The organism is Eubacterium sp. OM08-24 (assembly GCF_003438075.1).
Lineage (GTDB): Bacteria > Bacillota > Clostridia > Oscillospirales > Acutalibacteraceae > Ruminococcoides.
Genome location: NZ_QSTA01000001.1, coordinates 640591 through 662770 on the forward strand (window position 1 = coordinate 640591; position 22180 = coordinate 662770).

The window sequence follows — 22180 nt, forward strand, 5'->3', positions numbered from 1 at the left end:
TTATCTCCCTCTTTCTTTGTATCTTGCACGGGCTTTTTTCTCCAGCTCGTGCTCTTGCTTTAATAATTCATACAAATGCGGAAACTTCTCCAAAATTTTCTCCGCACGGCGAAGCTTTTCTCGAACAGGCTTCATTTGTTTGCTGATCGCTTTTCGGCTCTCTTTGTTTTGGCTTTCATCCTCCGGCGATTTTGGACGGCGGATACGATTGCTGATGTCGCTGCGCTCACGTTCCAGTGTCAAAAGCTCAGACCGAGATTGCTCAATATTTACCTGTAGGTCGGAAACTGTATGAATATCCTGCTCCTGCAAAAAGTGATAGTCGGCAATCAGTTTTTTCAAATCCTTTTCCGCCGCCCTTAAATCAGGTGACAGCAGCATTACATTTGTAAGCTCGGCGGCAATTTGAATTACTGTTATGATGATATAGAATATCATATTTACTAAAACTGTTGCCGCATCGTGGCTGTGGTCGATAGAGAATTCAAGCTTTCGCAGTTCATCTTCCAACGGAAACTTTTTAGGTCTGTACGGTGGGCGGTACTCCAAGGTGAACAGGCGGTATCTGTTCTCGGCGTTTTTATCCAACTGTGCTTGTACGATTTCTTTTGTAAAACCAATATTTGCAAGCCGAACAGAGCGTTCCCAATGCTTTGCTTTCACGGAAAAACGTACGTGGTCAAGCGTATATCCGAGCGCATATAACTGGCTATCAAATTCTCTCGGAGAGGTAGCAAAAGACAGGCAATATTCCACATCCTCACGGAGATAGTCCCGATGTGTTTTCTTGCCGGACTTGTGCCGCCAATAGTCTTTTTTATTACCGCCGTAAAAATTGCTGTTTTCAAGAACAGATAAACCGTGTTCCCGGCATATCTCATCCGATACACGGCGAAGTTCCTTGTGGTCGCCGATTTTATTTTGAAATTTTGTACCGTCCTTAAATGAAACGGGATTCACAACAAAATGACAATGCAGATTATCTGTATTCAAATGAACGGTCACCAACACTTGATATTTATCGCCCCACATCTTTCGGGCGGTAGCTTTTCCGATTTCAAAGGCTTGCTCCGGTGTGACTTCGCCTTCACGGAAACTCTGAATCCCGTGATACCCGACAACCTTACCACGAATCCCGAACCGTCGCTGCACGGCAATCATTTCGGCATAGGCGTTTTGCTTTGAGCAGTTAATGCCGCCAACATACATTTTACGGTCGGTCTTATTATCGTTCTCGGCGTAAGAAAGCGCCGCATACAAATCATCGTCAAGATATTCTCTTGCGGTGGTCTTGTCGGGATTGTCGGCATAGTCAAGCGTTGCTTTCAAATTCTTGTAAATAGGCCAGAAGCCTGTAACAGCCACAATACATCACCCCTTTCCCGGCAGCAGAAAAGTTGCTGTAATTGCTTTCAGTACATCACCGATTTCCTTGTCCAATTCCGGTGAACTCGCTTTATCTGCAAGTTCACCGAGCTTTTCAAAACAAAGAAAAAGAGTGTCGGGTGGAATGCTTCTCGGCTCGTACCCCAACGCTCTTTGCTTTACATATTCAGTTGTACTCAGCCCGCACGTTCGGGCTTTTGACTGTATTTTCTCTTTTTCTTTTGCCGTGACACGCACGGCGATTCGTATATCTTTCATATACATTATTCCTTCTTTCGTTCTTTTTCCAAGGGGCTTGGGGGACGGAGTCCCTCAAAGAGTAAATCAGCCTCTTGGGGCGGATTTTGATTGGGAGTTTGGCACACAAAGTCCCTGCTTGTTACGGTGTAAGACACACACCATATGTGGTATTCGTCTGTTTTTCTGTGGCTTGCACCGTGAGGGAGCGACCTCATACAATTATTGTTTGTGCAAATCTTTCGATTGGTTCTGCTATTGGTTGATATTGGCATCACTTTTATTGTGATTACCGTCAGTTTTGAAAACTAGTGGAGTCATTGGTTTTAGTGGGGGCAATTCCTTTGGGTATTGCCATCACAGTACCGTCAAAAGCAGGAAGCAGTGACATCTTAGAAGCTGTCAAGAAAATCGAGTACCGCTTCTTCGCTGTCGTCGTTTTTTTCCTTTTCGGAAGGTGTTTGTGCAACGGGCTGTTGCACAAGTTGTAATAAGCCGCTAAGAGGGTTTGTTTTTGCCGTTTCCTCTCGGATGGTGGATATAACCCTTTCGAGGAAAGCTTCTTCGGTTGCAGTTCTTTCTGACAGCTCCATATATCCGCAGATAGCAGAAATGACCGCCTTGCTGTATGAAACCTCTGCACCTTGCAGATATTCATAAGCCTTGCGGTCATTTTCTTTACTCAGATTAAAGCGTACTTTTACATTCTTAATGCTCATACCGCACCACCGTTTCTGTTAAGGGAAACGAGTGCCATATACTCATATCCCTTTGCGGTGGCACAAATATCCTCGTTGATGATAACTCGGCTTGCATCGTAATCGGCAAAGTTACGGATAAGGCAACCACCGCCGCCGACCACATATAGTTTCATCAGTTTGGGATCGTATTCGTGTTCACGCAGACGGTGGAAGATACCGGCGGTGTATTCTTTTGCGGTTTTGATAACCGTTTCAAGATACTGCCCGTCAATATCTGCTGTGCCTTTCTTGAGAATTTCTGTGATTATCGCATCATCGATGATTGTATGATATTGCTTCATCATCTGCTCACGGATAAGCAGAGCGCATTGATGGGTGCCGTACTTCTCGGTGAACATACGCTGGGCATCAGGTTTCTTGTTTACAATCCGAAGCAGGTTCATTGTACCGTTGCCAATATCGCAGAGCATATTGACACCCTTAAAATCACCAAGGTTTTCGGCAACAGCAGCGAACCCCTGCGGATAGATTTCTGCACCGACAATTTTAATGCGGTAATCGGTGTTACGGAAAGAAAATTCAACATCGCTGTGTTGAAGCAGATATTTCTTAAACTCAGCCTTTTGCTCACGTACCCAAGTTAAGGGTAGTCCTGCGGCGATAAATACAGAAGCCTCGGTGAGGCGTTCTCTCCGTAACTCCCGTGCGATAGCGGCAAGGGTGAGTACATAATAGTCCTCGTCAGTAAACTTGTCTGCCGTAAATTCCTTATGACCGACGCCGATGGAATAGTATTTGCCGTTCCATTGGAGCAGGTCGCTGACAAAGGTGGTTTCGGTATCGCTTTTCATTACTCCGGTGGGAAAGCAGCAGTTCGCCGTTTTCATATTCCCGTAGCCGTGGTCGATACCGATAACGTACATTTCATTAAATTTTCTCATAATTTCATTTCTCCTTTTCTTACTTCAATTTGTTGTGCTTTTTGATTTGTTCGTACAGCTCTTTATCGGCGAGTAATACTGCTTTTTTGAAAAGCTTAGAGTTTTCGTGAGCCGTGTAAATGAAGCTGACCGATTTGACGAGGAACATTTGCTCCCCATAGCATTAGAAGTATTCGGCTCTGTGCCGTTTCCTGTGACAACGGAATATGTACCGATCAAGAAAGCCAGCCGCAGTAAAACGGCTACTCTTGCACGCAGGCTTTATTTCGACAGCTATTACAGCTTTGTGATGACCTACTTCTTTGAAGGCTTACATTACGGTCATTATCCAAGGAGATGCGATATCTGCAAAAAATATTTCCTTATGACCTCTGCGGCAAGGCAAAAGTATTGTACAGGTTATGCGCCGTTTAAGCTCAAGGGCAAAGCCATTACCTGCCGGAAATATGCGGCAAGGATCAACCGAAAAGAATTAGCGGCCGGAAATCCTGTTATCCGCATCTATAAAAACCGCTGCTCTGTGCTTCGTATGGAAAGAAAACGAGGTACTGTCACAGAAGAATTTGCCTCCACAGCGCTTGATCTTGCAAAAGAGCGTATGCAGCGTGCAAAAGAGGATGCCGAATATGCCAACAGTCAGTATGAGTCGGATATGAGCCGTGAAAAGCTCTACGCCGAAGTCGATAAGCAGTTAAAATAACGGTAAGTATCACAGAACGGAGGTGAGTGCCGTGACAGAAATTTATATAGATAAAGCAGATTTAAATATGTATCAATTGAAGACGGCACCGCCGAAATGGGATTTGCAGGAATATATTGTAACCTATCTGAAAGAGAAAGATAACCGCTATCTTGCTTGGTTTCTGCACTATTATGAAAAAACGCTTAACAACAATGTGCAGGAATATATGCGAAAGCTCTTTATGCCGGAGCATTTTGCGGATATGAAACAGGCATATATTGCCGGACTGCTCAAAGCATTAAAAAACTACGATATTAAGCAAGGCGCGTCGTTTACCTCGTTCAAGGAACGGTATGTGGAACGGGAGATACTGGACTATGTGCGCTCTATGCGTACAGGCTTCACAGCACAAAGCATCGCAGAATATGCCAAACTCCGTAAAGCAATGGCGATATGGTACAAATACGAGCGTGATTATTCAGATGAAACACTGATAAAGGTTGCAGGCGAGCTTGAGGAAACCGTTGAAAACGCTAAAGAAATATTACTCGGCGGTCTGCTCAATGAAAACCGGGTGGATTTGTATCGGCAATACACAGACGATGACGGTGAAGAAAGCACAGAGGAGGCACATTCCGATAGTTCTTCTGATACTTATACGCTGTTTATGAAAAATGAGCTGTATACCCGACTGTGGGAAGCATACGAAAAACCGGAGTATACCGAACGGAAAATGTTATCTCAAAGACTCGGTTTTTGCTTTGAATGCCATAGTGTGTTTTATATAGTTCATAACGATTTGGACGAATACGGTGAGCCGAAAAAGAAGCCAATCAAGAAGATGATGTATACGGATATTGCTACCGACCACGAATACAGCTCAGCAAATACGGCTCATAACAAGTGTGAAAAGGCGTTGGAGAAATTAAGAAAAGCAATAAATGATTTAATATAAATTAGCAAAAAGCGGCGGCAGGAAGATTCTATTCTTTCTGTCGCCGCTTTCCATTTTGGTAGGTATGTTCCGCTAATTTAGGCTTTATTTTTTCTTAACAGTAATCAATGAGGTCTTTTTCCCGTTTTTATTTCTCCTGTGCTATTCTTTTAGCGTAAGGAGGGATTAAATATGTCAGCCATATTTAAAGCTATACACGAATTTGATAAGCGCATTGAAGCACGAGCGGAGCATTTCGCATTCAAGCATCCGTATCTGTCCTTTTTTGCGGTATTTATCGGTATGCCGATTTGTGTTCTCGCTGCCGTGTTTTTCTTCACCGTAATTATTACGGTTCCGATTGCTTTGATTTTCGGATGGCTGTAAGCGTCTTAATATAGTTTTAATGCGCTGTATATTCTGCTAATCCCGATTTAATCTTTTTGCTGTTAAAATATCAAACAAGGAGGTAAGACTATGAATATTATAATCGGATTTATCGGTCTTTGTGCTGCGGCACTGCTAATCTACTATGTTTACATACTGATGAAAGGGGATGAGCAAAAATGAGTGCGGTAATACAATACATACTCTATCTTGCCGTTCTTATTGTTTTGGCGATTCCGCTCGGCGCTTATATCAAGAAAGTAATGAACGGAGAGAAAACCTTTCTTTCCAAAATTCTAACGCCCTGTGAAAACGCTGTGTATAAGGTTATGCGCATCAAAAAGGACGAGCAAATGAACTGGAAAAAATATGCCGTTTCCGTTCTGATTTTTTCAGGCATCGGACTTATTTTTCTGTTTTTGCTTCAGATTTTGCAGGGAGTTCTTCCCGGAAATCCGCAGGGGATTTCGGGTGTAAAATGGGATTTGTCCTTTAATACCGCAGCCAGTTTCGTAACCAATACAAACTGGCAGGCATACAGCGGCGAGTCCACATTAAGCTATCTGACTCAAGCGCTCGGACTTACCGTACAGAACTTTGTTTCCGCAGCTACGGGTATTGCCGTGCTGTTTGCCCTGATACGGGGATTTATAAAAGTAAAAGCCGATGGATTAGGCAGCTTTTGGGTTGATATAACTAGAATCGTCATTCATATTTTGATTCCGCTGAATCTTGTCATCTCCCTTTGCCTTGTGGGCGGCGGCGTGATTCAGAACCTGAAAGGCGCTGAAACCGTATCGTTCGTTGAACCGATTGCGGTAAGCGCAGACGGCGAAATTCTTGAAAACGCCGAAATTGACCTTGATACAAATACCGTAACAGTTGACGGCAAAAAAATAGAAGACGCCGAAATTGTTACCGAACAGTTTGTACCTATGGGTCCTGCGGCAAGCCAGGTCGCCATTAAGCAAACGGGTACAAACGGCGGCGGTTATATGGGCGTTAACTCCGCTCATCCGCTCGAAAACCCGAACGCTTTTACAAATTTGATTGAAATGCTTTCAATTTTGCTTATTCCTGCGGCGCTGTGCTTTACCTTTGGCAAGGCGGTAAAGAATAAAAAACAGGGCGTTGCAATCTTTATGGCGATGTTTATATGCCTTGCGCTGGCGCTGGGCACGATTGCCGTCAGCGAACAGGTTGCGACGCCGCAACTTGCACAGGATGGTGTCAACGTCTCAATGACCGACCAGGCGGGCGGCAATATGGAAGGTAAGGAAACCCGATTCGGTATTGCAACATCCTCTACTTGGGCGGCATTTACAACGGCGGCTTCCAACGGCTCTGTAAATTCCATGCACGACAGTTACACACCGCTCGGCGGTATGGTGACAATGCTCCTGATGCAGCTCGGCGAGGTTATCTTCGGCGGCGTTGGCTGCGGTCTTTACGGTATGCTTGCCTTTGCCATTCTGACGGTATTTATAGCCGGACTTATGGTCGGCAGAACGCCTGAGTTTTTAGGCAAAAAGATTGAACCTTATGAAATGAAATGGTCTGTGCTTGTTTGCCTTGCAACGCCGATTGCTATTCTTATCGGCAGCGGACTTGCGGCGGTCGTTCCGAGTGTGGCGGACAGCCTAAACAACAGCGGAGCGCACGGCTTTTCCGAAATGCTGTACACATATTCTTCCTGCGGCGGTAACAACGGCTCTGCCTTTGCCGGCTTTAATGCAAACACCGTATTTTTGAATGTTTCGCTCGGTCTTGTCATGCTGTTTGCCCGTTTCCTTCCGATCATAGGAACACTGGCGATTGCGGGCAGTCTTGCCGGCAAAAAGAAGATTGCAACAAGCGCAGGTACACTTTCCACAACAAACGGTATGTTTGTATTCCTGCTGATTTTAATCGTCCTTATTATAGGCGCACTCAGTTTCTTCCCGGCGTTGGCGTTAGGACCGCTCGCTGAATTTTTCAATAATGTTATTTAAGGAGGCACTGTTATGGCATCAAATAATAAAAGTGCTTTTGCCGATAAAAAGATGCTCGGCAGAGCCATAAAAGATTCATTTGTAAAACTAAATCCCAAAACACAGGTGCAAAACCCCGTTATGCTTTTGGTATATATTTCGGCGATCCTCACAAGCGGACTGTGGATTGTATCCCTATTCGGACTAAAGGACGCTTCAAGCGGATATACCTTGGCAATCGCAGTTATTCTGTGGTTTACCTGTATTTTTGCCAATTTTGCCGAAGCGATTGCCGAGGGCAGAGGCAAGGCGCAGGCGGACGCTCTGAGAGCTTCAAAAAAAGATGTGGAGGCACACAAGATACCCTCTGCCGATAAGAAAGAACAGATAACCGCTGTTTCTTCCGCGTTGCTTAAAAAAGGCGACATTGTCATTGTGAAAGCAGGAGAGCAAATTCCGGGCGACGGTGAGGTTATTGAGGGAGCCGCTTCCGTAGACGAAAGCGCTATCACAGGCGAATCCGCACCCGTTATCCGTGAGGCAGGCGGCGACAGAAGCGCAGTAACCGGCGGTACTACCGTACTTTCCGATTGGATCGTTGTGCGGATAACAAGCGAAGCGGGCGAAAGCTTCCTTGATAAAATGATTGCCATGGTCGAGGGCGCTTCCCGTAAAAAGACACCAAACGAAATCGCATTGCAGATTTTTCTTGTCGCCCTTTCCATTATCTTTATTCTTGTTACGGTATCGCTTTATACCTACTCCATATTCTCGGCAAAACAGGCGGGAATTGATAACCCCACCTCTGTTACTACCTTGGTAGCGTTGCTTGTCTGCCTTGCCCCTACCACCATCGGCGCATTGCTTTCCGCTATCGGTATTGCGGGAATGAGCAGACTGAACCAAGCAAATATACTTGCTATGAGTGGAAGAGCTATTGAAGCCGCAGGCGATGTGGATATATTGATGCTTGATAAAACCGGAACAATTACACTCGGTAACCGCAAGGCGAACGCATTTATTCCCGTAGACGGTGTAAGTGAACAAGATCTTGCCGATGCGGCACAGCTATCCTCTCTTGCCGATGAAACGCCCGAAGGCAGAAGCGTGGTTATTCTCGCAAAAGAAAAATTCAATATTCGCGGCAGAGAGCTTTCCGACAAGAACATGACATTTATTCCCTTTACGGCGAAAACCCGTATGAGCGGCGTTGATTATGACGGCAACGAAATCCGCAAGGGGGCCGCCGATACCATGGAAAAATATGTAACCGAAAGCGGCGGAATTTATTCGGAGGAATGCGACCGAATCGTTAAAGAGATTGCGAACAAAGGCGGAACTCCCCTTGTTGTAGCGAAAAATCATAAGATTTTAGGCGTTATTCATCTGAAAGACATTATCAAGCAGGGCGTTAAGGAAAAGTTTGCGGATCTTCGTAAAATGGGTATAAAAACCATTATGATTACAGGCGATAACCCGATGACCGCCGCTGCCATTGCGGCAGAAGCGGGCGTGGATGATTTCCTTGCCGAAGCAACTCCCGAAGGCAAGCTTCAAATGATACGCGATTTTCAGAGCAAAGGACACCTTGTGGCAATGACGGGCGACGGCACGAACGACGCACCCGCACTTGCACAGGCTGATGTGGCGGTTGCGATGAACACCGGCACACAGGCGGCAAAGGAAGCGGGAAATATGGTTGATCTTGATTCGTCACCGACAAAGCTTATTGATATCGTCCGTATCGGTAAACAACTTTTGATGACAAGAGGCAGTCTGACCACCTTCTCCATAGCGAACGATGTAGCAAAGTATTTCGCCATTATTCCCGCCTTGTTTATGGGACTGTATCCGGGTCTTTCGGCACTTAACATTATGGGACTTCATTCCCCGCAAAGCGCTGTTTTATCGGCAATCATCTACAATGCGCTGATTATTATTGCGCTGATTCCGCTGGCGCTCAAAGGTGTGAAATACCGTGAGGTTCCCGCAGGCAAGCTTTTGTCCCGCAATCTGTTAATTTACGGTCTCGGCGGTTTGGCGGCACCCTTCATCTTCGTTAAGCTGATTGATATGCTGCTTGTACTGTTCGGCTTGGCATAAGGAGGTTTTATAATGAAAACATTAAAAAATGTACTGCAGAGAGCGGCAATAATTTTTCTTATATTCACATTGCTCTGCGGCGTGGTTTATACGTGTGTCGTTACAGGGTTTGCGCAGCTTATTTTCCCCGACAAAGCAAACGGGAGTATTATTGAGGTTGACGGAAAAAAGTACGGTTGTGAGCTGCTCGGTCAGCAGTATACAGATGACGGACATATGTGGGGGCGCATTATGAATATTGATGTTTCAACCTACAAGGACGAAAACGGAAAAACTCTGATGTATGCCGCACCGTCCAACCTTTCCCCGGCAAGCGAAGAATATGAGGCTTTGGTGAAAGAGCGTGTGGAAAAACTTCGGGAGGCCAATCCCGACATGGACGAAACAGCAATCCCCGTTGATCTTGTGACCTGCTCGGGCAGCGGACTTGACCCCCATATTTCCCCCGCCGCCGCCAAGTATCAGGTGGCAAGAATCGCAAAAGCAAACGATATGACCGAGGACGAGGTACGGGAGATTATTAAGAAATGCACCGACGGTAAATTCTTAGGAGTTTTCGGAGAAGAAACAGTAAATGTTCTTAAAGTAAATTTGATGCTGGACGGAATTCTGTAATAATTTTAAGGCGGAAGAGTTTCGGCTTTTCCGCCTTTATCTTTATGCAATCTTAATATCGTCTTTATCTTGCTTACGCCGATTTAATGCAGATTAAGATAAAATAAAGAAAGTCTAAATTTGATATTAAGATTGCGAAGGTATCCGTTATGATAAAACGACAAAATCCAAAACACAAGCACATTACTTCGTTCCAGATTATTATATTAGGCTTTCTGTCTGTGATAATTTTAGGCAGCATACTGTTAATGCTGCCCGTTGCAACAAGGGACGGCAAAGGCGCTGTATGTTCAGATGCACTGTTTACCGCCACCTCCGCAGTTTGTGTAACCGGTTTGGTTATACACGATACCGCTACATACTGGTCAATGTTCGGGCAGAGCGTAATACTGTTTTTAATTCAAATCGGCGGTATGGGCATTGTCACGGTTGCGGTTTCGGTTGCGGCTTTTTCAGGTCGAAAAATAGGTCTAATGCAGAGAAGTACTATGCAGGAGGCAGTTTCTGCACATCATGTCGGCGGCATTGTGCGGCTTACAAAATTTATATTAAAAACCTCGGTGTGCATTGAGCTGATTGGAGCAGCCCTGCTTTTGCCGGCTTTTATCCGTGATTTCGGAATTGCGAAGGGTTTATGGTACGCCTTGTTCCATTCTGTTTCGGCATTCTGCAACGCAGGCTTTGACTTAATCGGCATTAAAGAGCCATTTTCGTCATTAACCTCTTATTCATCACAGCCTTTTTTCAACTTCACGGTTATGGCCCTTATTATTATCGGCGGAATAGGCTTTTTAACTTGGGAAGATATTAATAACAATAAGCTTCATTTCAGAAAATACCGAATGCAAAGCAAGGTTATCCTCACGGTTACGGGAATACTGATTATCCTGCCATCGCTTTACTTTTTCTTTTTCGAGTATCAGAACCTTCCACTGGGAGAAAGAATCCTGACCTCTCTTTTCCAGTCTGTTACGCCGAGAACAGCCGGCTTTAATACGACGGATTTAACAGCTTTCAATGAGACAGGTCAAATGCTGATAATATTGTTGATGCTGATCGGCGGTTCGCCCGGTTCAACGGCTGGCGGTATGAAAACCACCACAATCGCCGTTTTGGTTTCATCGGCGCTGTCCGTGTTTCGTAAAAAGGAAGATACACACTTTTTCAAACGGCGCATATCCGACGATACCGTGAAAAGTGCGGCAACTATCTTTTTACTGTATATTGGGCTGTTTATAGGTGGCGGAATGATCATCAGCCGCATCGAAAATCTTCCATTGCTCCCGTCACTGTTTGAAACAGCGTCGGCAATCGGAACGGTGGGGCTTTCGCTTGGCATCACCTCACAGTTGGGGGTTGCTTCGCAGTTCATTCTGATTATACTCATGTTTTTCGGTAGAGTCGGAGGACTGACATTGATATTTGCGGCAATGAAAGGTACGGGGACAAACATAACAAAATATCCGCAGGAAAAAATAACGGTTGGCTAAAGGAGAAATAATATGAAATCTGTTTTATTAATAGGGCTTGGAAGGTTTGGCAGGCATATTGCTATGAAGCTTAACGAGATGCGGCATCAGGTTATGGCTGTAGACAAAGACGAAAAAAGAGTAAATGCGGTATTGCCCTTTGTTATGAACGCGCAAATAGGTGATGCAACAAATGAGGAATTTTTGGAGTCTTTGGGCGTAAATAATTTTGATGTTTGCATCGTTGCAATCGGGGACGATTTTCAAAGCTCGCTTGAAACGACATCTCTATTAAAGGAATTGGATGCCAAAAAGATAGTTTCCCGTGCGGCACGGGAAGTACACGCAAAATTTCTTCTGCGAAACGGTGCGGATGAAATCGTATATCCCGAAAGGCAGCTTGCGGATTGGACGGCTATCCGCTATACTGCCGACCATATCCTCGATTACATAGAATTGGACAGCGATCATGCAATTTTTGAAATTGCCGTACCCGAAAAATGGATCGGAAAAACCGTTATTGAAGCAGATGTGCGTAAAAAGCACGGTATCAATATTATGGCGATTAAACGCGACGGTAAAATGAATCTAAATTTTGCGCCTGAAACAAGCTTTATACCGGGTGACACTATTTTGGTGCTGGGTGATACCAAAAATATACAAAAGTGTTTTCACATATAAATTCCGAAAGAAGACGGAAAGCATGAAAGAATTATTGTTAGTGTGCGCAGTGGCTGTCATGATTGTGTTCGGTTACTTTATAATGAAAAGGCTTGATGATTTTTTAGCCAATAACCACCACTTAATTGACGAAGAAATTGCAGAAAACAGCCTTTTTATTGCGTTTGATAATCCTATGATCTTGGATTCGCTGATACCGCTATTTGAAAAGTTTTCAAAAGGAAAGCCGAATTGTCAGCTTCATTTCCTGTTTGGAAATACAGAGGATATATATGATAAGCTAAACAAAAATCGCATTGATTTTGGCTTTATTGAAAACAATGCTTCTGCAAATGACGATACATACCGCTGTCTTATCATTTCTACAAAGCAAAATAGTATTATCTGTGAGAAAGCAGGATGTACGACAGAACCGCTGGATCCTTCCGTAATTCAGACCGCTGTGATATGGAAAAAGGCTTCAAATAATACCTTTGCTAATAGCTTCTCTGATTTTCTCTTTTCAAATCAAGCGGTGATCAATGCGGAATATGTAAAGTAGAAAATACTTTTATACTTGTGATATATGTGATATAATAAAAAGTAGAAAGGGGGAGTTGTAATGCAATACTTTATAAATTCAAAAGACGGGAGTCTGCAAGCCGCCCAAAACTGTGGCGATAAAAAGCCGTTTTTTACATTTATGAGTACGGCGGAATTTCACAAATGTAAAGAACAACTACCGTATTATAAAGAACTTCTTCACTGTCTTGGATCGATTCGTTATTGTAAGGCAGAGGTTTTCAAAAACTGCATCATCGGAACATTACGCCTGCCTCAAAAAAGCGAACAGCGTTCACCGCAGCTTTCCTTCAGCTTTTATTTGAAGGGACAGTCGCTCTTATTTGTCGAAGATGTAGGCGATTTGAAATTATGGGTAGACAAACGGATAAGTATGTTTCAGGAGCTGAACAGTCCGGCTCATCTTCTTTTGCAGTTTATGGAGCAAATGATAGAGGATGATGTTCTCTATCTTTCTCACATCGAGTCAGAAACAGAAAAAATGGAAGAAAATATCGGCTCCGGCGGTTCGACAGACTTTTTCCCTCTGCTCACAAAACACAGGCAAAAGCTGTCCGAATTAAATGCTTACTATGAACAATTGACAGATATCGGAGAGTTGTTTCAATCCCGCGCGTGTTCTTCATTTGCAGACGATACCGGGGACTGGGAAAAATTTACCCACCGTGCCGAGAGATTGCAAAATCATGTTCAGTTGCTTCGTGAAAATATGCTTCAACTTCGTGAGCTTTATCAGTCTAGGCAGGATGCACGGCAAAATAAGATTATGGGGATTCTAACAATCGTCACCACCTTTTTCCTGCCTCTTACTTTAATTACGGGATGGTATGGAATGAACTTTGCTTATATGCCGGAGCTGAAGTGGCGATACGGTTATCTGTCGGTGATTATTGTTTCTCTTATTATCGCAATAGGAGAAATCATCTACTTCAAAAAGAAGAAATTCTTTTAATTTTTTTCCAACTTGAAATATGAGACTTACAGGGGCGTTTATATGGATGAAATAAGGCAAAGTCCAGAACATTTTCTAAAAGAAATTGAAAAGGAAAAACAGAACCTAAACAGAGGACATTTGAAAATCTTTTTCGGCTATGCCGCAGGAGTCGGCAAAACCTATGCTATGCTGAAAGCAGCTCATTCGGTAAAGAGGCATGGTATTGATGTCGTTGCCGGATATATTGAACCTCATGCCCGTCCTCAGACCTCTGCACTTGTAAACGGATTGGAATGTCTTCCGAATCTTGTTTCGGAATATAACGGAATTACTCTTTCAGAATTTAATCTGGACGCTGCACTTGCCAGACATCCACAGTTAATTCTTGTGGATGAGCTTGCCCATACCAATGCCCCCGTGTGCCGACATACAAAGCGTTATCAGGATATTGAAGAGTTACTTAATGCGGGAATAGACGTTTATACCACGGTAAATGTTCAGCATATTGAAAGTCTAAATGACACCGTTGCATCTATAACGGGCATTATGGTACATGAGCGAATCCCCGATTCGGTATTTGATAACGCAAGTCAGGTTGAGCTTGTTGATATTGAGCCGCAGGAATTGATTGAACGGCTGCAAGCGGGCAAAGTTTATAACCCGACTCAAGCTGAGCGTGCAACAGAGAATTTCTTTACCGTGGAAAATCTAACGGCGCTTCGTGAAATTGCCTTGCGCCGCTGTGCCGACAGGGTGAATCTGCTTACCGAAACCGTCAGAACGAAAAGTCACAGCGATTATCATACCGATGAGCATATTCTTGTCTGCCTTTCGTCGTCACCGTCCAATGAGAAAATTATCCGCACCGCCGCCCGAATGGCGAATGCCTTTAAGGGCGCTTTTACCGCGCTGTTTGTTGAAACTCCTGATTATCAGGTAATGTCCGAGGAAGATGTTAAGCGACTGCGGAGCAATATGCGTCTTGCAGAACAGCTTGGCGCTAAAATTGAAACCGTGCACGGTGAAGATGTTTCCTATCAAATTGCCGAATTTGCAAGGCTTTCGGGAGTCTCAAAAATTGTGATAGGAAGAAGCTCCGCAACCCGAAAAAGCATATTTTCTAAACCTACTCTTACAGAAAAACTGATTGCAAACGCACCGAATTTAGATGTGCATATCATACCCGATACTGATGGTAAAAACACCGCATACCGCACCAAAAAAGCAAGGAAGAAAAATGGAATCGTATTTTCGGTTTCCGATCTTTTAAAAAGCGTTGCCATTTTAATTTTGGCAAGCTGTATAGGAATGCTGTTCAGGCAATTGGGGTTTGCAGAGGCAAATATCATCACGGTATATGTTCTCGGCGTTCTTGTGACCTCGGTCGTTACAAGACATCGGGTTTACAGCCTGATTTCTTCTATTGTCAGCGTTTTGGTTTTCAACTTTTTCTTTACCGATCCGCAGTTCACACTTCGGGCTTACAATCAAGGATATCCTGTCACCTTTTTAATTATGTTTTTGGCGGCACTGCTCACAAGCTCGCTTGCCGTGAAGTTGAAAGAGCATGCGAAACAGGCGGCAAAGGCGGCTTACAGAACAAAGGTGCTGTTTGACACAAATCAGCTTTTGCAACAGGCAAAAGACAAAAACGAAATCGTTTCCGCAACGGCAAATCAGCTTATAAAACTACTCGGAAAGGATATAGTGTTTTATCTGACTGAGGGCGAAACGCTCGGAGAACCTCATATTTTTACAGTTTCGGGAGATAAAACAGACAAAGAAATAACGGGTACAAAAGAAGAGGCAGTTGCGGAATGGGTGCTAAAAAACAACAAACACGCAGGTGCTACTACCGAAACACTTTCAAACGCAAAATGCCTATACCTCGCCGTAAGAGTTAACAGCCGAGTTTACGGCGTTGTAGGTATTTATATAGGCGATGAGCCCCTTGATGCGTTTGAAAAAAGTATTCTGTTGTCCATACTCGGCGAATGTGCTCTGTCGCTGGAAAACGAAAAGAATGCAAGAGAAAAAGAAGAAGCAGCAATTCTTGCAAAGAATGAACAGCTCCGTGCAAATCTCCTGCGGGCTATTTCGCACGATCTGCGAACACCGCTTACTTCTATTTCGGGGAACGCAAGCAATCTTATATCAAACGGCAATTCCTTTGATGAAGCGACAAAGAATCAGATTTATACAGATATTTACGATGACTCTATGTGGCTTATAAATCTTGTGGAAAATCTACTTTCGGTAACAAGAATTGAAGAGGGACGGTTGAATCTTCATATTACAGAAGATTTAGTGGACGATGTCATTACAGAAGCACTTCATCATGTGAACAGAAAAAGCGTAGAACATCATATTACCATCTGGCATAAAGAAGATTATCTTCTTGCTAAAATGGACGCAAAGCTGATGGTACAAGTTATCATCAATATTGTGGACAACGCCATTAAATACACGCCGAAAGGCTCCAACATTCTGATAAAAACCTGGAAGCAAGGAGATAAAGCCGTTATATCTATTGCCGATGACGGCGACGGTATACCGGATGAAATGAAAGCGCGGGTATTCGATATGTTTTACAGCGGAGCGAATAAAATAGCCGACAGCCGCCGCAGCTTAGGCTTGGGATTATCTCTGTGCCGTTCCATTGTAAATGCACACGGCGGCAAAATAACCGTTTCGGACAATACACCGCACGGCACGGTGTTCACCGTTACATTACCTGCCGGGGAGGTAGAAATTCATGAATAAACCATTGATATTGGTTGTAGAAGATGATAATTCGGTCAAAAATCTTATTACAACAACCCTTAAAGCACACGATTACAGATACTTAACCGCACTTAACGGTGGCGGCGCCATTTTGGAAGCGTCATCGCACAATCCCGATATTGTCCTACTTGATTTAGGACTTCCCGATATTGACGGTGTTGAAGTAATCAAAAAAATCCGCACTTGGTCGAATATGCCGATTATAGTCATAAGCGCACGAAGTGAAGATACCGATAAAATTGACGCACTCGATGCGGGGGCCGACGATTATCTGACCAAACCGTTTTCTGTGGAGGAATTATTGGCAAGGCTCAGGGTAACGCAAAGGCGGCTTAATATGATACAGAACGAGGCCGCCGCCGAAGCGTCTGTTTTCACAAACGGTCAGCTTCGTATAGATTATGCCGCAGGATGCGCCTATCTCGGCGACGATGAACTGCACCTTACACCTATTGAATATAAGCTTTTATGTCTGCTTTCAAGAAATATCGGCAAGGTTTTAACCCATACCTTTATTACCCAGAACATTTGGGGCAGCAGTTGGGATAACGATATTGCTTCCTTGCGTGTTTTTATGGCAACGCTCCGCAAAAAGCTGGAGAAGGACGCAGATTCTCCCCAATATATCCAAACGCATATCGGCGTTGGTTACAGAATGATGAAGGTTGAATAATCTGTTAAACAGAAAATGCATACGCAAAAACGGTGCTGTAAACCCTTTTGATGTTTACAGCACCATTAATCTTTTATGAAAAAATCAATTCATTATTTATGACTTCCTTTGCTCTGCTGCGGATGTTATTCATCCGACCAACCCATTCCATTTGGTTGTTGGCTTTCAGCGCTTCCGTAATGCCCTCTGCATCTGCCATTTGCTTTACCAGCCGAAGAAAAAGTTCTTCTGCCTGTCGGTCAATATCCACAAGATAGGCATTCAATTCACCGCTGGTCAGCAAATTGGCATATCGTCCACGGTGGTACCTCTTGAGATAGCGGAGATGCCGCTGTCCCCATATACCGACCGGCTCGCGTTCTTCCGGCTCATCTTCTCTGGCAATCAGATAATAGTCGCCAACCAGCTCATACTTCAGCCCAGTGTGTTCATCCGTGACAAATCTTTCCATTCGTATAACCTCCTGTTCCTTTCTGCAATCATTGTAGCAGTAGGAATAGCAGAAATCGAATGTGTGGACAGCAAAAAATCGCCGTCTCGGGATCACTCCCAAGACGGCGATTTTCTGTTGTGGATCAGAGCGAACATTTCACGGCGAAACCGCCGCTGAAGAAATAGGTGTTCGTCCAATACCTGTTTGGTGGAGATGAGGGGAATCGAACCCCTGTCCGAAAAGTGTTTGCCAAGGCTTTCTACGAGCGTAGTTGTCGTTTTAAAATTCCCTTGCCGCAGCACCCGACAACGGGTTATACGGTTTGGTAGCCTCTAATGTGTGATGCTGCCCGAGGCACTGCCGCATTCACATTTACCACTAATCGACGCCCCTTGCATAGCCGTGGTGCTCTATGCAGGAACGAGCAGCTTACGCTGCTAATCTAACTGTATTTTTGTCAGTTATTTTAAAAGTTGCGGATTTTATAGTGGTTCTCCGCACCACTGCTCGCTTACCGAGGTTCACGCTCCCCGTCGAAGCCTTTACATCCCCGAATATTAACAGAAGTTATCTTCTTAAGACTAATATTATAGTATAATATTATAAATTTGTCAATTGTTTTTTCTAAAATAGCGCACCACAATATACAATCTTAAAAATTACTTCATATGTTATTAAAGCTGACATATCTTTGTGCAAGGGCAACATTTCTGTACTCAGGTTCGTAACTTACCTCTCTTATCAATTTTACAAACGGTGGCAATTCATACGGCTGATCTTCGGAAAGCAATTCTATTTCAACTGTTGCTTTATCATTCCAAAACGGGTAAACATCAAGTTCAAAATATTCATCGTTATAAACTATGCAATATCTGTCTTTTGAGATAATTCCCGTAATACAGTCCTTTTTTGAAAGGTAATTGTTATATTCAAGTTCGCTTAAATATGTTTCCTTTTCTATTCTCTTTAAATCGTTGATTTTGATTTTTACGGTTTTTATATACACTGCATCTTTGCCCTGCCCACGCTTGCGAATTCTAAACATTCCCTCTTCGGGTGTATTCAAATACGCTTGCGTTATCGGTACTTTTCTGCAAGTCGTCATATTTTCAAGGAAGTTTATATCGGGATATTCTATCAAAAACTTGCGTTCGATTTCAAGCGGCTCGGGTATGCCGATAAATCCCGTTACTTCTTTCAGCAAATTTTCAAGCTTTTTATTAAAATCTTTATCGTTTGCAATAACTCTTAAATGAGATGTGCCCGTCCATATCGACAATATTTTTTCATCAAGCGCTTTGGCAAGGTCTATATCTTCTTTTCTGATAGAATTCTTATTCTGCATATATACGCTCTCGTCACTGAGCGCAACACTTTTCAAATGAAATACCGCATCGTATGAATTTCTTAACAGGTCTTCATTTTTATTGCTGAGCGAAATGTATCTTTCAAATTCTTCGTCTGTAACATAAGCCTTGCTGTCGAGCAATCCCCTATCAAACAAAATAACTGTCCTCTCGCCCTCGTAGCCAACTGCTCTTTCCTCAAGCATATTTTCTTCTGCCAACTGAGTTTCAAAAAGCTTTTTATGAAATTCATATGCGCCGAGCTTTTGCGGAGTTATACCTTTTTTCATTAACTTGCTTGCTGCCTCTTGCAAAACAAACACCTTTATATTTAATTTTTCGAGTTCTCTTTTCAAAAAATCCATTGCTGTTGTTTTGCCTGCACAAGGGCCACCCGTTAAAACAATTTTAATTACTTCAGCCATAACCACACCTCATTTAGTTTATTATAACCTCAAATTTAAGCTTTATTATTCTATACTTGAAAAAAGGCGACTGCAAATTACTCTGCAATCGCCTTTTTGTTATTACTTACTTCTTTTCTTAGCGAAAATGATTGTTCCTGCAAAGCCTAATGCACATAAACCCGAAAGTACGCCTAAAAATGTGAGATTCTCACCTGTTTTTAGTGTTATTGGCTCTACATACTGAGTTTTATAAACTGTTTTTTCCTGCACAACAGTTTCCACTGTCGGAGTTGGCTGTGATGTTGTAGGCTGTGGCTTTGTTTCGGCTATCTTTTCAAATGAATAAACATAGATTACTTCTTCTGTTCCCGATACGGTTTGAGTCGGCTCAATATCCCACTTGCCGTTTTCGTAGCCGTAATTTGCTATCATACCTGTTGGAATATTTATTCTTGCCGAGCCGTTTACACTCCACTTGCCGTTATCGTCAAGCAGGGTTACATAGAAAGAAATATCTTTGTTTGTTTTATCCTCCCAAGTACCGTTTACCACTTTAAAGGTAACTTTTTTCTGATACTTATCGGGGATTCCGTCAGGGTTCTCTCCGTCACCGATTTTATCTACTTCCCAAAGAGCGGATAATTCATACTTTCTATTAATAGATTCAGTTATAATCTGATTTCCTGTGAAAGTATCGTCACCGCACTGCCAGCCGTCAAATACATATTCATATTTAGTCGGCTTGCTTGCAATCGTTGTAACAGATGCGCCCTCACGATAGATATATTCTAAATCTTCGTTCAGAGTACCGCCGTTAAGATCATAAAGCACTGAGTAATACTTGATTTCAGCGCTGTTATTGTTTTCATCTACGCAAAGTACAACATCTTCAATCTGCTTATAACTGTTGCCGTCCTTTAGATATACTTTATAATTACCCTTAGTAAGCTCAGCGGTATAGCCGTTTTCACTGCTCTGCAATAAAATATAATCATCGTCTGATTTTACTGCAACCTCAAAGGCGTTTCCAAATATGGTTTCAGTGTCTGCAATGCTGTCATCAAGTTTAAACACAACACTTGCCGAATAGCTGTTCTTCGTTGTATCTTTCACATAGGCATAGGCAGTCTTTGGAACACCGTCATCATCAATATAATTGCCCCTAACCTCTACTGTATATTCAGTAGACGGTGTGAGATTTGTAAATACAATTTTTCCGTCTGAAACTTCGCCCTTAACACCGCCAATGTAGTATTCGCAACGGTCATCAAGGTTTGTAAGCGTGAGTGTTGTAGCGGTTGTAGAGGTATCAGGTTTTTTAAATACCTTAACCGTTGTGGTTGAACTGTTCTCAGAGTCCATATGGAACTTACAGTTTTTCTTTTCAAGCTTAATTGTTATTACGCCTTCGCCTGCTTTAAGTCCACGAATACTATAACCGTTAGGCGATTTCTCCAAGCTGATGCAATCACTGCCCGAAATAATCTTTCCTTGACTTACATAACAGGCAGGACATACAACATGAACAACAGAGCTTTGACCTAAAAGGTTAAGGATGTCAACAGTTTCTCCCTCAAACACACCGAATACTGCGTTTGCCATATCCTTTGATAAATCATAATCTTTAAAATCATCGGTATAAGATGCTGTTGCAATGATATTTCCATATGAATCCTTTACCTTTACGGAAATACCACCCTTTAATTTCTCGCTGCTGACACCTGCGCCGTATACAGCCGCATAAGCAAAACGTTTTTTAGAATAGGTTTTATTATGCGTTCTGCCTGCCATATTCTTTGACGGACTAACATTTTTGTCAGTGTTGTAAATTTCAATTTCACTTTTTGTGCCACGCACAACAGCCATATCGTGTTTGTCAAACACATACAGATAAGTGCCGAGCTTGTTCTCCCATTCGTAAGTCAGCTTCTCAGGGTTTCCGCTGTAATTACTTAGCTTTGCCATTAAAAGCTCACTTGAGCGAAGGTCTTTGCTATCCCCCCTCATAAATCCGACAATTTCCACTGTCGGGGCAGAGTTGTCGAGCGCAAGTACAGCAGATGGAACGCCGACTGCGCCAAGAATGATTGCCGCCAAAATAAAGCAGAACACTCTCTGCAATGCTGACAGCAAGGTTTGTTTGTGCTTTTTTATCATTGCCATATATTACCTCCATACAAAAAATTATATGCAGTAGACAGGCAAATAATACACGACAAAATAAAAAAGGGAAAGCTTGGCTCTCCCTTGTCCTAAAATATTCCGTATTTTGTTTTTAATCGCTGTAATTTTCTGCCGATTGGCTTTGTAAGCAACAACAAAAAAATCACATTAGAAACCATATACACCACCGTAAAAGGAGCGGCGGTTGTAATACTCGCAATGAATCTTGCAATGTTAAACGTGCCGTCTGCCCAAAGCGTTGTCCACACATCCATTATAAATGAAAACACAACACCTGAAAGCGCACCGAAAATAATAAGCAGTACCTTGCTTTCAAGAAGTCTTTTAGCAAGCAGACCTGCAAGAAATCCTATTAATCCCCAAGCAAACATTTGGAACGGAGTCCATGGCCCTTGCCCGAAATAGAAATTTGAAACTACGGCTGAAAAAGCACCGGTAATAAAGCCAGCCTCTGCGCCAAGATAAATTGCGGTAATAATTACAATAGCCGTAACAGGCTTGAAAAACGGAATCGGTGCAAACACAAATCTACCTGCAACCGACAACGCTGTCATAACCGCAATTATAACAATTCTGCGAGCATCGTTTTTTCCCTTTTCAAATGATACAAAAAAAGGAATACAGGCAACTACCGAAAGAGCGAGTGAAACGAAAGCGTATTTTCTGTCGCCTAAGAAAAATACTCCGCAAAGCACGATAAGCGGCGCTACTAAAAATACGCATAAATATTTAATTACCTTTTTAGCAGTCAT

At 43.1% G+C, this 22180-nt stretch carries 20 protein-coding genes and 1 other RNA gene; 12 read left to right on the forward strand and 9 right to left on the reverse strand.

Annotated elements, in window-relative coordinates:
* The 4 genes from DXC23_RS03185 to DXC23_RS03200 all read right to left on the reverse strand — a co-directional run bounded on the left by DXC23_RS03185 (position 1) and on the right by DXC23_RS03200 (position 3265).
* The gene (locus DXC23_RS03185) at positions 1–1365 is read right to left on the reverse strand and encodes a relaxase/mobilization nuclease domain-containing protein (protein ID WP_158552417.1); all 1365 of its coding nucleotides are present in this window, start codon (positions 1363–1365) and stop codon (positions 1–3) included.
* A 6-nt stretch (positions 1366–1371) separates the two neighbouring features.
* Entirely contained in the window at positions 1372–1644 is a 273-nt protein-coding gene (locus tag DXC23_RS03190) for a hypothetical protein (protein WP_022264149.1), read from the reverse strand.
* 371 nt (positions 1645–2015) lie between these two features.
* Positions 2016–2342: a hypothetical protein gene (locus tag DXC23_RS03195; protein WP_022264150.1), complete on the reverse strand. Its 327-nt coding sequence runs from the start codon at positions 2340–2342 to the stop codon at positions 2016–2018.
* A complete protein-coding gene (locus DXC23_RS03200) occupies positions 2339–3265 on the reverse strand; it encodes a ParM/StbA family protein (protein ID WP_117704730.1) in 927 nt (308 codons plus the stop codon). Before DXC23_RS03200 ends, DXC23_RS03195 begins: the two co-directional genes overlap by 4 nt.
* 106 nt (positions 3266–3371) lie before the next feature.
* Here DXC23_RS03200 and DXC23_RS03205 point away from each other — a divergent pair, with 106 nt between their 5' ends.
* The 12 genes from DXC23_RS03205 to DXC23_RS03265 all read left to right on the forward strand — a co-directional run bounded on the left by DXC23_RS03205 (position 3372) and on the right by DXC23_RS03265 (position 17058).
* Positions 3372–3965, forward strand: a complete 594-nt coding sequence (locus DXC23_RS03205; RefSeq protein WP_242997393.1) for a DUF6076 domain-containing protein — start codon at positions 3372–3374, stop codon at positions 3963–3965.
* A gap of 31 nt (positions 3966–3996) precedes the next feature.
* Positions 3997–4902: a hypothetical protein gene (locus DXC23_RS12610; protein ID WP_242997394.1), complete on the forward strand. Its 906-nt coding sequence runs from the start codon at positions 3997–3999 to the stop codon at positions 4900–4902.
* 171 nt (positions 4903–5073) lie between these two features.
* Positions 5074–5268 (forward strand): hypothetical protein, encoded by a 195-nt coding sequence (locus DXC23_RS03220; protein ID WP_117704731.1) that lies wholly within the window; start codon positions 5074–5076, stop codon positions 5266–5268.
* 179 nt (positions 5269–5447) lie between these two features.
* The gene (gene kdpA / locus DXC23_RS03225; protein ID WP_117704732.1) at positions 5448–7259 is read left to right on the forward strand and encodes a potassium-transporting ATPase subunit KdpA; all 1812 of its coding nucleotides are present in this window, start codon (positions 5448–5450) and stop codon (positions 7257–7259) included.
* 12 nt (positions 7260–7271) lie between these two features.
* A complete protein-coding gene (gene kdpB / locus DXC23_RS03230) occupies positions 7272–9341 on the forward strand; it encodes a potassium-transporting ATPase subunit KdpB (protein WP_117704733.1) in 2070 nt (689 codons plus the stop codon).
* A gap of 12 nt (positions 9342–9353) precedes the next feature.
* A complete protein-coding gene (gene kdpC / locus DXC23_RS03235; protein WP_117704734.1) occupies positions 9354–9956 on the forward strand; it encodes a potassium-transporting ATPase subunit KdpC in 603 nt (200 codons plus the stop codon).
* A gap of 149 nt (positions 9957–10105) precedes the next feature.
* Positions 10106–11446 carry a potassium transporter TrkG gene (locus DXC23_RS03240; RefSeq protein WP_117704735.1) on the forward strand — a complete coding sequence of 447 codons (1341 nt, stop codon included), beginning with the start codon at positions 10106–10108 and terminating at the stop codon, positions 11444–11446.
* Between the two features lie 12 nt (positions 11447–11458).
* Positions 11459–12106: a TrkA family potassium uptake protein gene (locus DXC23_RS03245; RefSeq protein WP_117704736.1), complete on the forward strand. Its 648-nt coding sequence runs from the start codon at positions 11459–11461 to the stop codon at positions 12104–12106.
* 22 nt (positions 12107–12128) lie between these two features.
* On the forward strand, positions 12129–12647 hold the full coding sequence (locus tag DXC23_RS03250; RefSeq protein WP_117704737.1) for a hypothetical protein: 519 nt from the start codon (positions 12129–12131) through the stop codon (positions 12645–12647).
* A 60-nt stretch (positions 12648–12707) separates the two neighbouring features.
* Positions 12708–13619 (forward strand): CorA family divalent cation transporter, encoded by a 912-nt coding sequence (locus DXC23_RS03255; protein ID WP_117704738.1) that lies wholly within the window; start codon positions 12708–12710, stop codon positions 13617–13619.
* A gap of 42 nt (positions 13620–13661) precedes the next feature.
* Positions 13662–16364: a sensor histidine kinase KdpD gene (locus DXC23_RS03260; RefSeq protein WP_117704739.1), complete on the forward strand. Its 2703-nt coding sequence runs from the start codon at positions 13662–13664 to the stop codon at positions 16362–16364.
* Entirely contained in the window at positions 16357–17058 is a 702-nt protein-coding gene (locus tag DXC23_RS03265; protein WP_117704740.1) for a response regulator transcription factor, read from the forward strand. The genes DXC23_RS03260 and DXC23_RS03265 overlap by 8 nt, the downstream gene beginning before the upstream one ends.
* Before the next feature lie 73 nt (positions 17059–17131).
* Here DXC23_RS03265 and DXC23_RS03270 read toward each other — a convergent pair whose 3' ends face one another.
* The 5 genes from DXC23_RS03270 to DXC23_RS03290 all read right to left on the reverse strand — a co-directional run bounded on the left by DXC23_RS03270 (position 17132) and on the right by DXC23_RS03290 (position 22180).
* Positions 17132–17509: a TnpV protein gene (locus tag DXC23_RS03270; RefSeq protein WP_117704741.1), complete on the reverse strand. Its 378-nt coding sequence runs from the start codon at positions 17507–17509 to the stop codon at positions 17132–17134.
* Positions 17510–17696: 187 nt separating this feature from the next.
* Positions 17697–18043, reverse strand: a transfer-messenger RNA (tmRNA) gene (gene ssrA / locus DXC23_RS03275).
* Between the two features lie 112 nt (positions 18044–18155).
* Complete coding sequence (locus DXC23_RS03280) at positions 18156–19262, reverse strand: AAA family ATPase (protein WP_117704742.1); 1107 nt, start codon at positions 19260–19262, stop codon at positions 18156–18158.
* 102 nt (positions 19263–19364) lie between these two features.
* Positions 19365–21407 carry an InlB B-repeat-containing protein gene (locus DXC23_RS03285; protein WP_117704743.1) on the reverse strand — a complete coding sequence of 681 codons (2043 nt, stop codon included), beginning with the start codon at positions 21405–21407 and terminating at the stop codon, positions 19365–19367.
* An 89-nt stretch (positions 21408–21496) separates the two neighbouring features.
* Entirely contained in the window at positions 21497–22180 is a 684-nt protein-coding gene (locus DXC23_RS03290) for an ECF transporter S component (RefSeq protein ID WP_117704744.1), read from the reverse strand.

Bases quoted from the DNA above. Each gene is read 5' to 3' on its own strand.
- DXC23_RS03190 (WP_022264149.1), bottom strand. From the start codon at position 1,644: ATGAAAGATATACGAATCGCCGTGCGTGTCACGGCAAAAGAAAAAGAG.
- DXC23_RS03280 (WP_117704742.1), bottom strand. From the start codon at position 19,262: ATGGCTGAAGTAATTAAAATTGTTTTAACGGGTGGCCCTTGTGCAGGC.
- DXC23_RS03255 (WP_117704738.1), top strand. From the start codon at position 12,708: ATGCAATACTTTATAAATTCAAAAGACGGGAGTCTGCAAGCCGCCCAA.
- DXC23_RS03290 (WP_117704744.1), bottom strand. From the start codon at position 22,180: ATGACTGCTAAAAAGGTAATTAAATATTTATGCGTATTTTTAGTAGCG.
- DXC23_RS03260 (WP_117704739.1), top strand. From the start codon at position 13,662: ATGGATGAAATAAGGCAAAGTCCAGAACATTTTCTAAAAGAAATTGAA.
- DXC23_RS03270 (WP_117704741.1), bottom strand. From the start codon at position 17,509: ATGGAAAGATTTGTCACGGATGAACACACTGGGCTGAAGTATGAGCTG.
- DXC23_RS03195 (WP_022264150.1), bottom strand. From the start codon at position 2,342: ATGAGCATTAAGAATGTAAAAGTACGCTTTAATCTGAGTAAAGAAAAT.
- kdpA (WP_117704732.1), top strand. From the start codon at position 5,448: ATGAGTGCGGTAATACAATACATACTCTATCTTGCCGTTCTTATTGTT.
- kdpB (WP_117704733.1), top strand. From the start codon at position 7,272: ATGGCATCAAATAATAAAAGTGCTTTTGCCGATAAAAAGATGCTCGGC.
- DXC23_RS03285 (WP_117704743.1), bottom strand. From the start codon at position 21,407: ATGGCAATGATAAAAAAGCACAAACAAACCTTGCTGTCAGCATTGCAG.
- DXC23_RS03250 (WP_117704737.1), top strand. From the start codon at position 12,129: ATGAAAGAATTATTGTTAGTGTGCGCAGTGGCTGTCATGATTGTGTTC.
- kdpC (WP_117704734.1), top strand. From the start codon at position 9,354: ATGAAAACATTAAAAAATGTACTGCAGAGAGCGGCAATAATTTTTCTT.
- DXC23_RS03265 (WP_117704740.1), top strand. From the start codon at position 16,357: ATGAATAAACCATTGATATTGGTTGTAGAAGATGATAATTCGGTCAAA.
- DXC23_RS03220 (WP_117704731.1), top strand. From the start codon at position 5,074: ATGTCAGCCATATTTAAAGCTATACACGAATTTGATAAGCGCATTGAA.
- DXC23_RS03240 (WP_117704735.1), top strand. From the start codon at position 10,106: ATGATAAAACGACAAAATCCAAAACACAAGCACATTACTTCGTTCCAG.
- DXC23_RS03200 (WP_117704730.1), bottom strand. From the start codon at position 3,265: ATGAGAAAATTTAATGAAATGTACGTTATCGGTATCGACCACGGCTAC.
- DXC23_RS03245 (WP_117704736.1), top strand. From the start codon at position 11,459: ATGAAATCTGTTTTATTAATAGGGCTTGGAAGGTTTGGCAGGCATATT.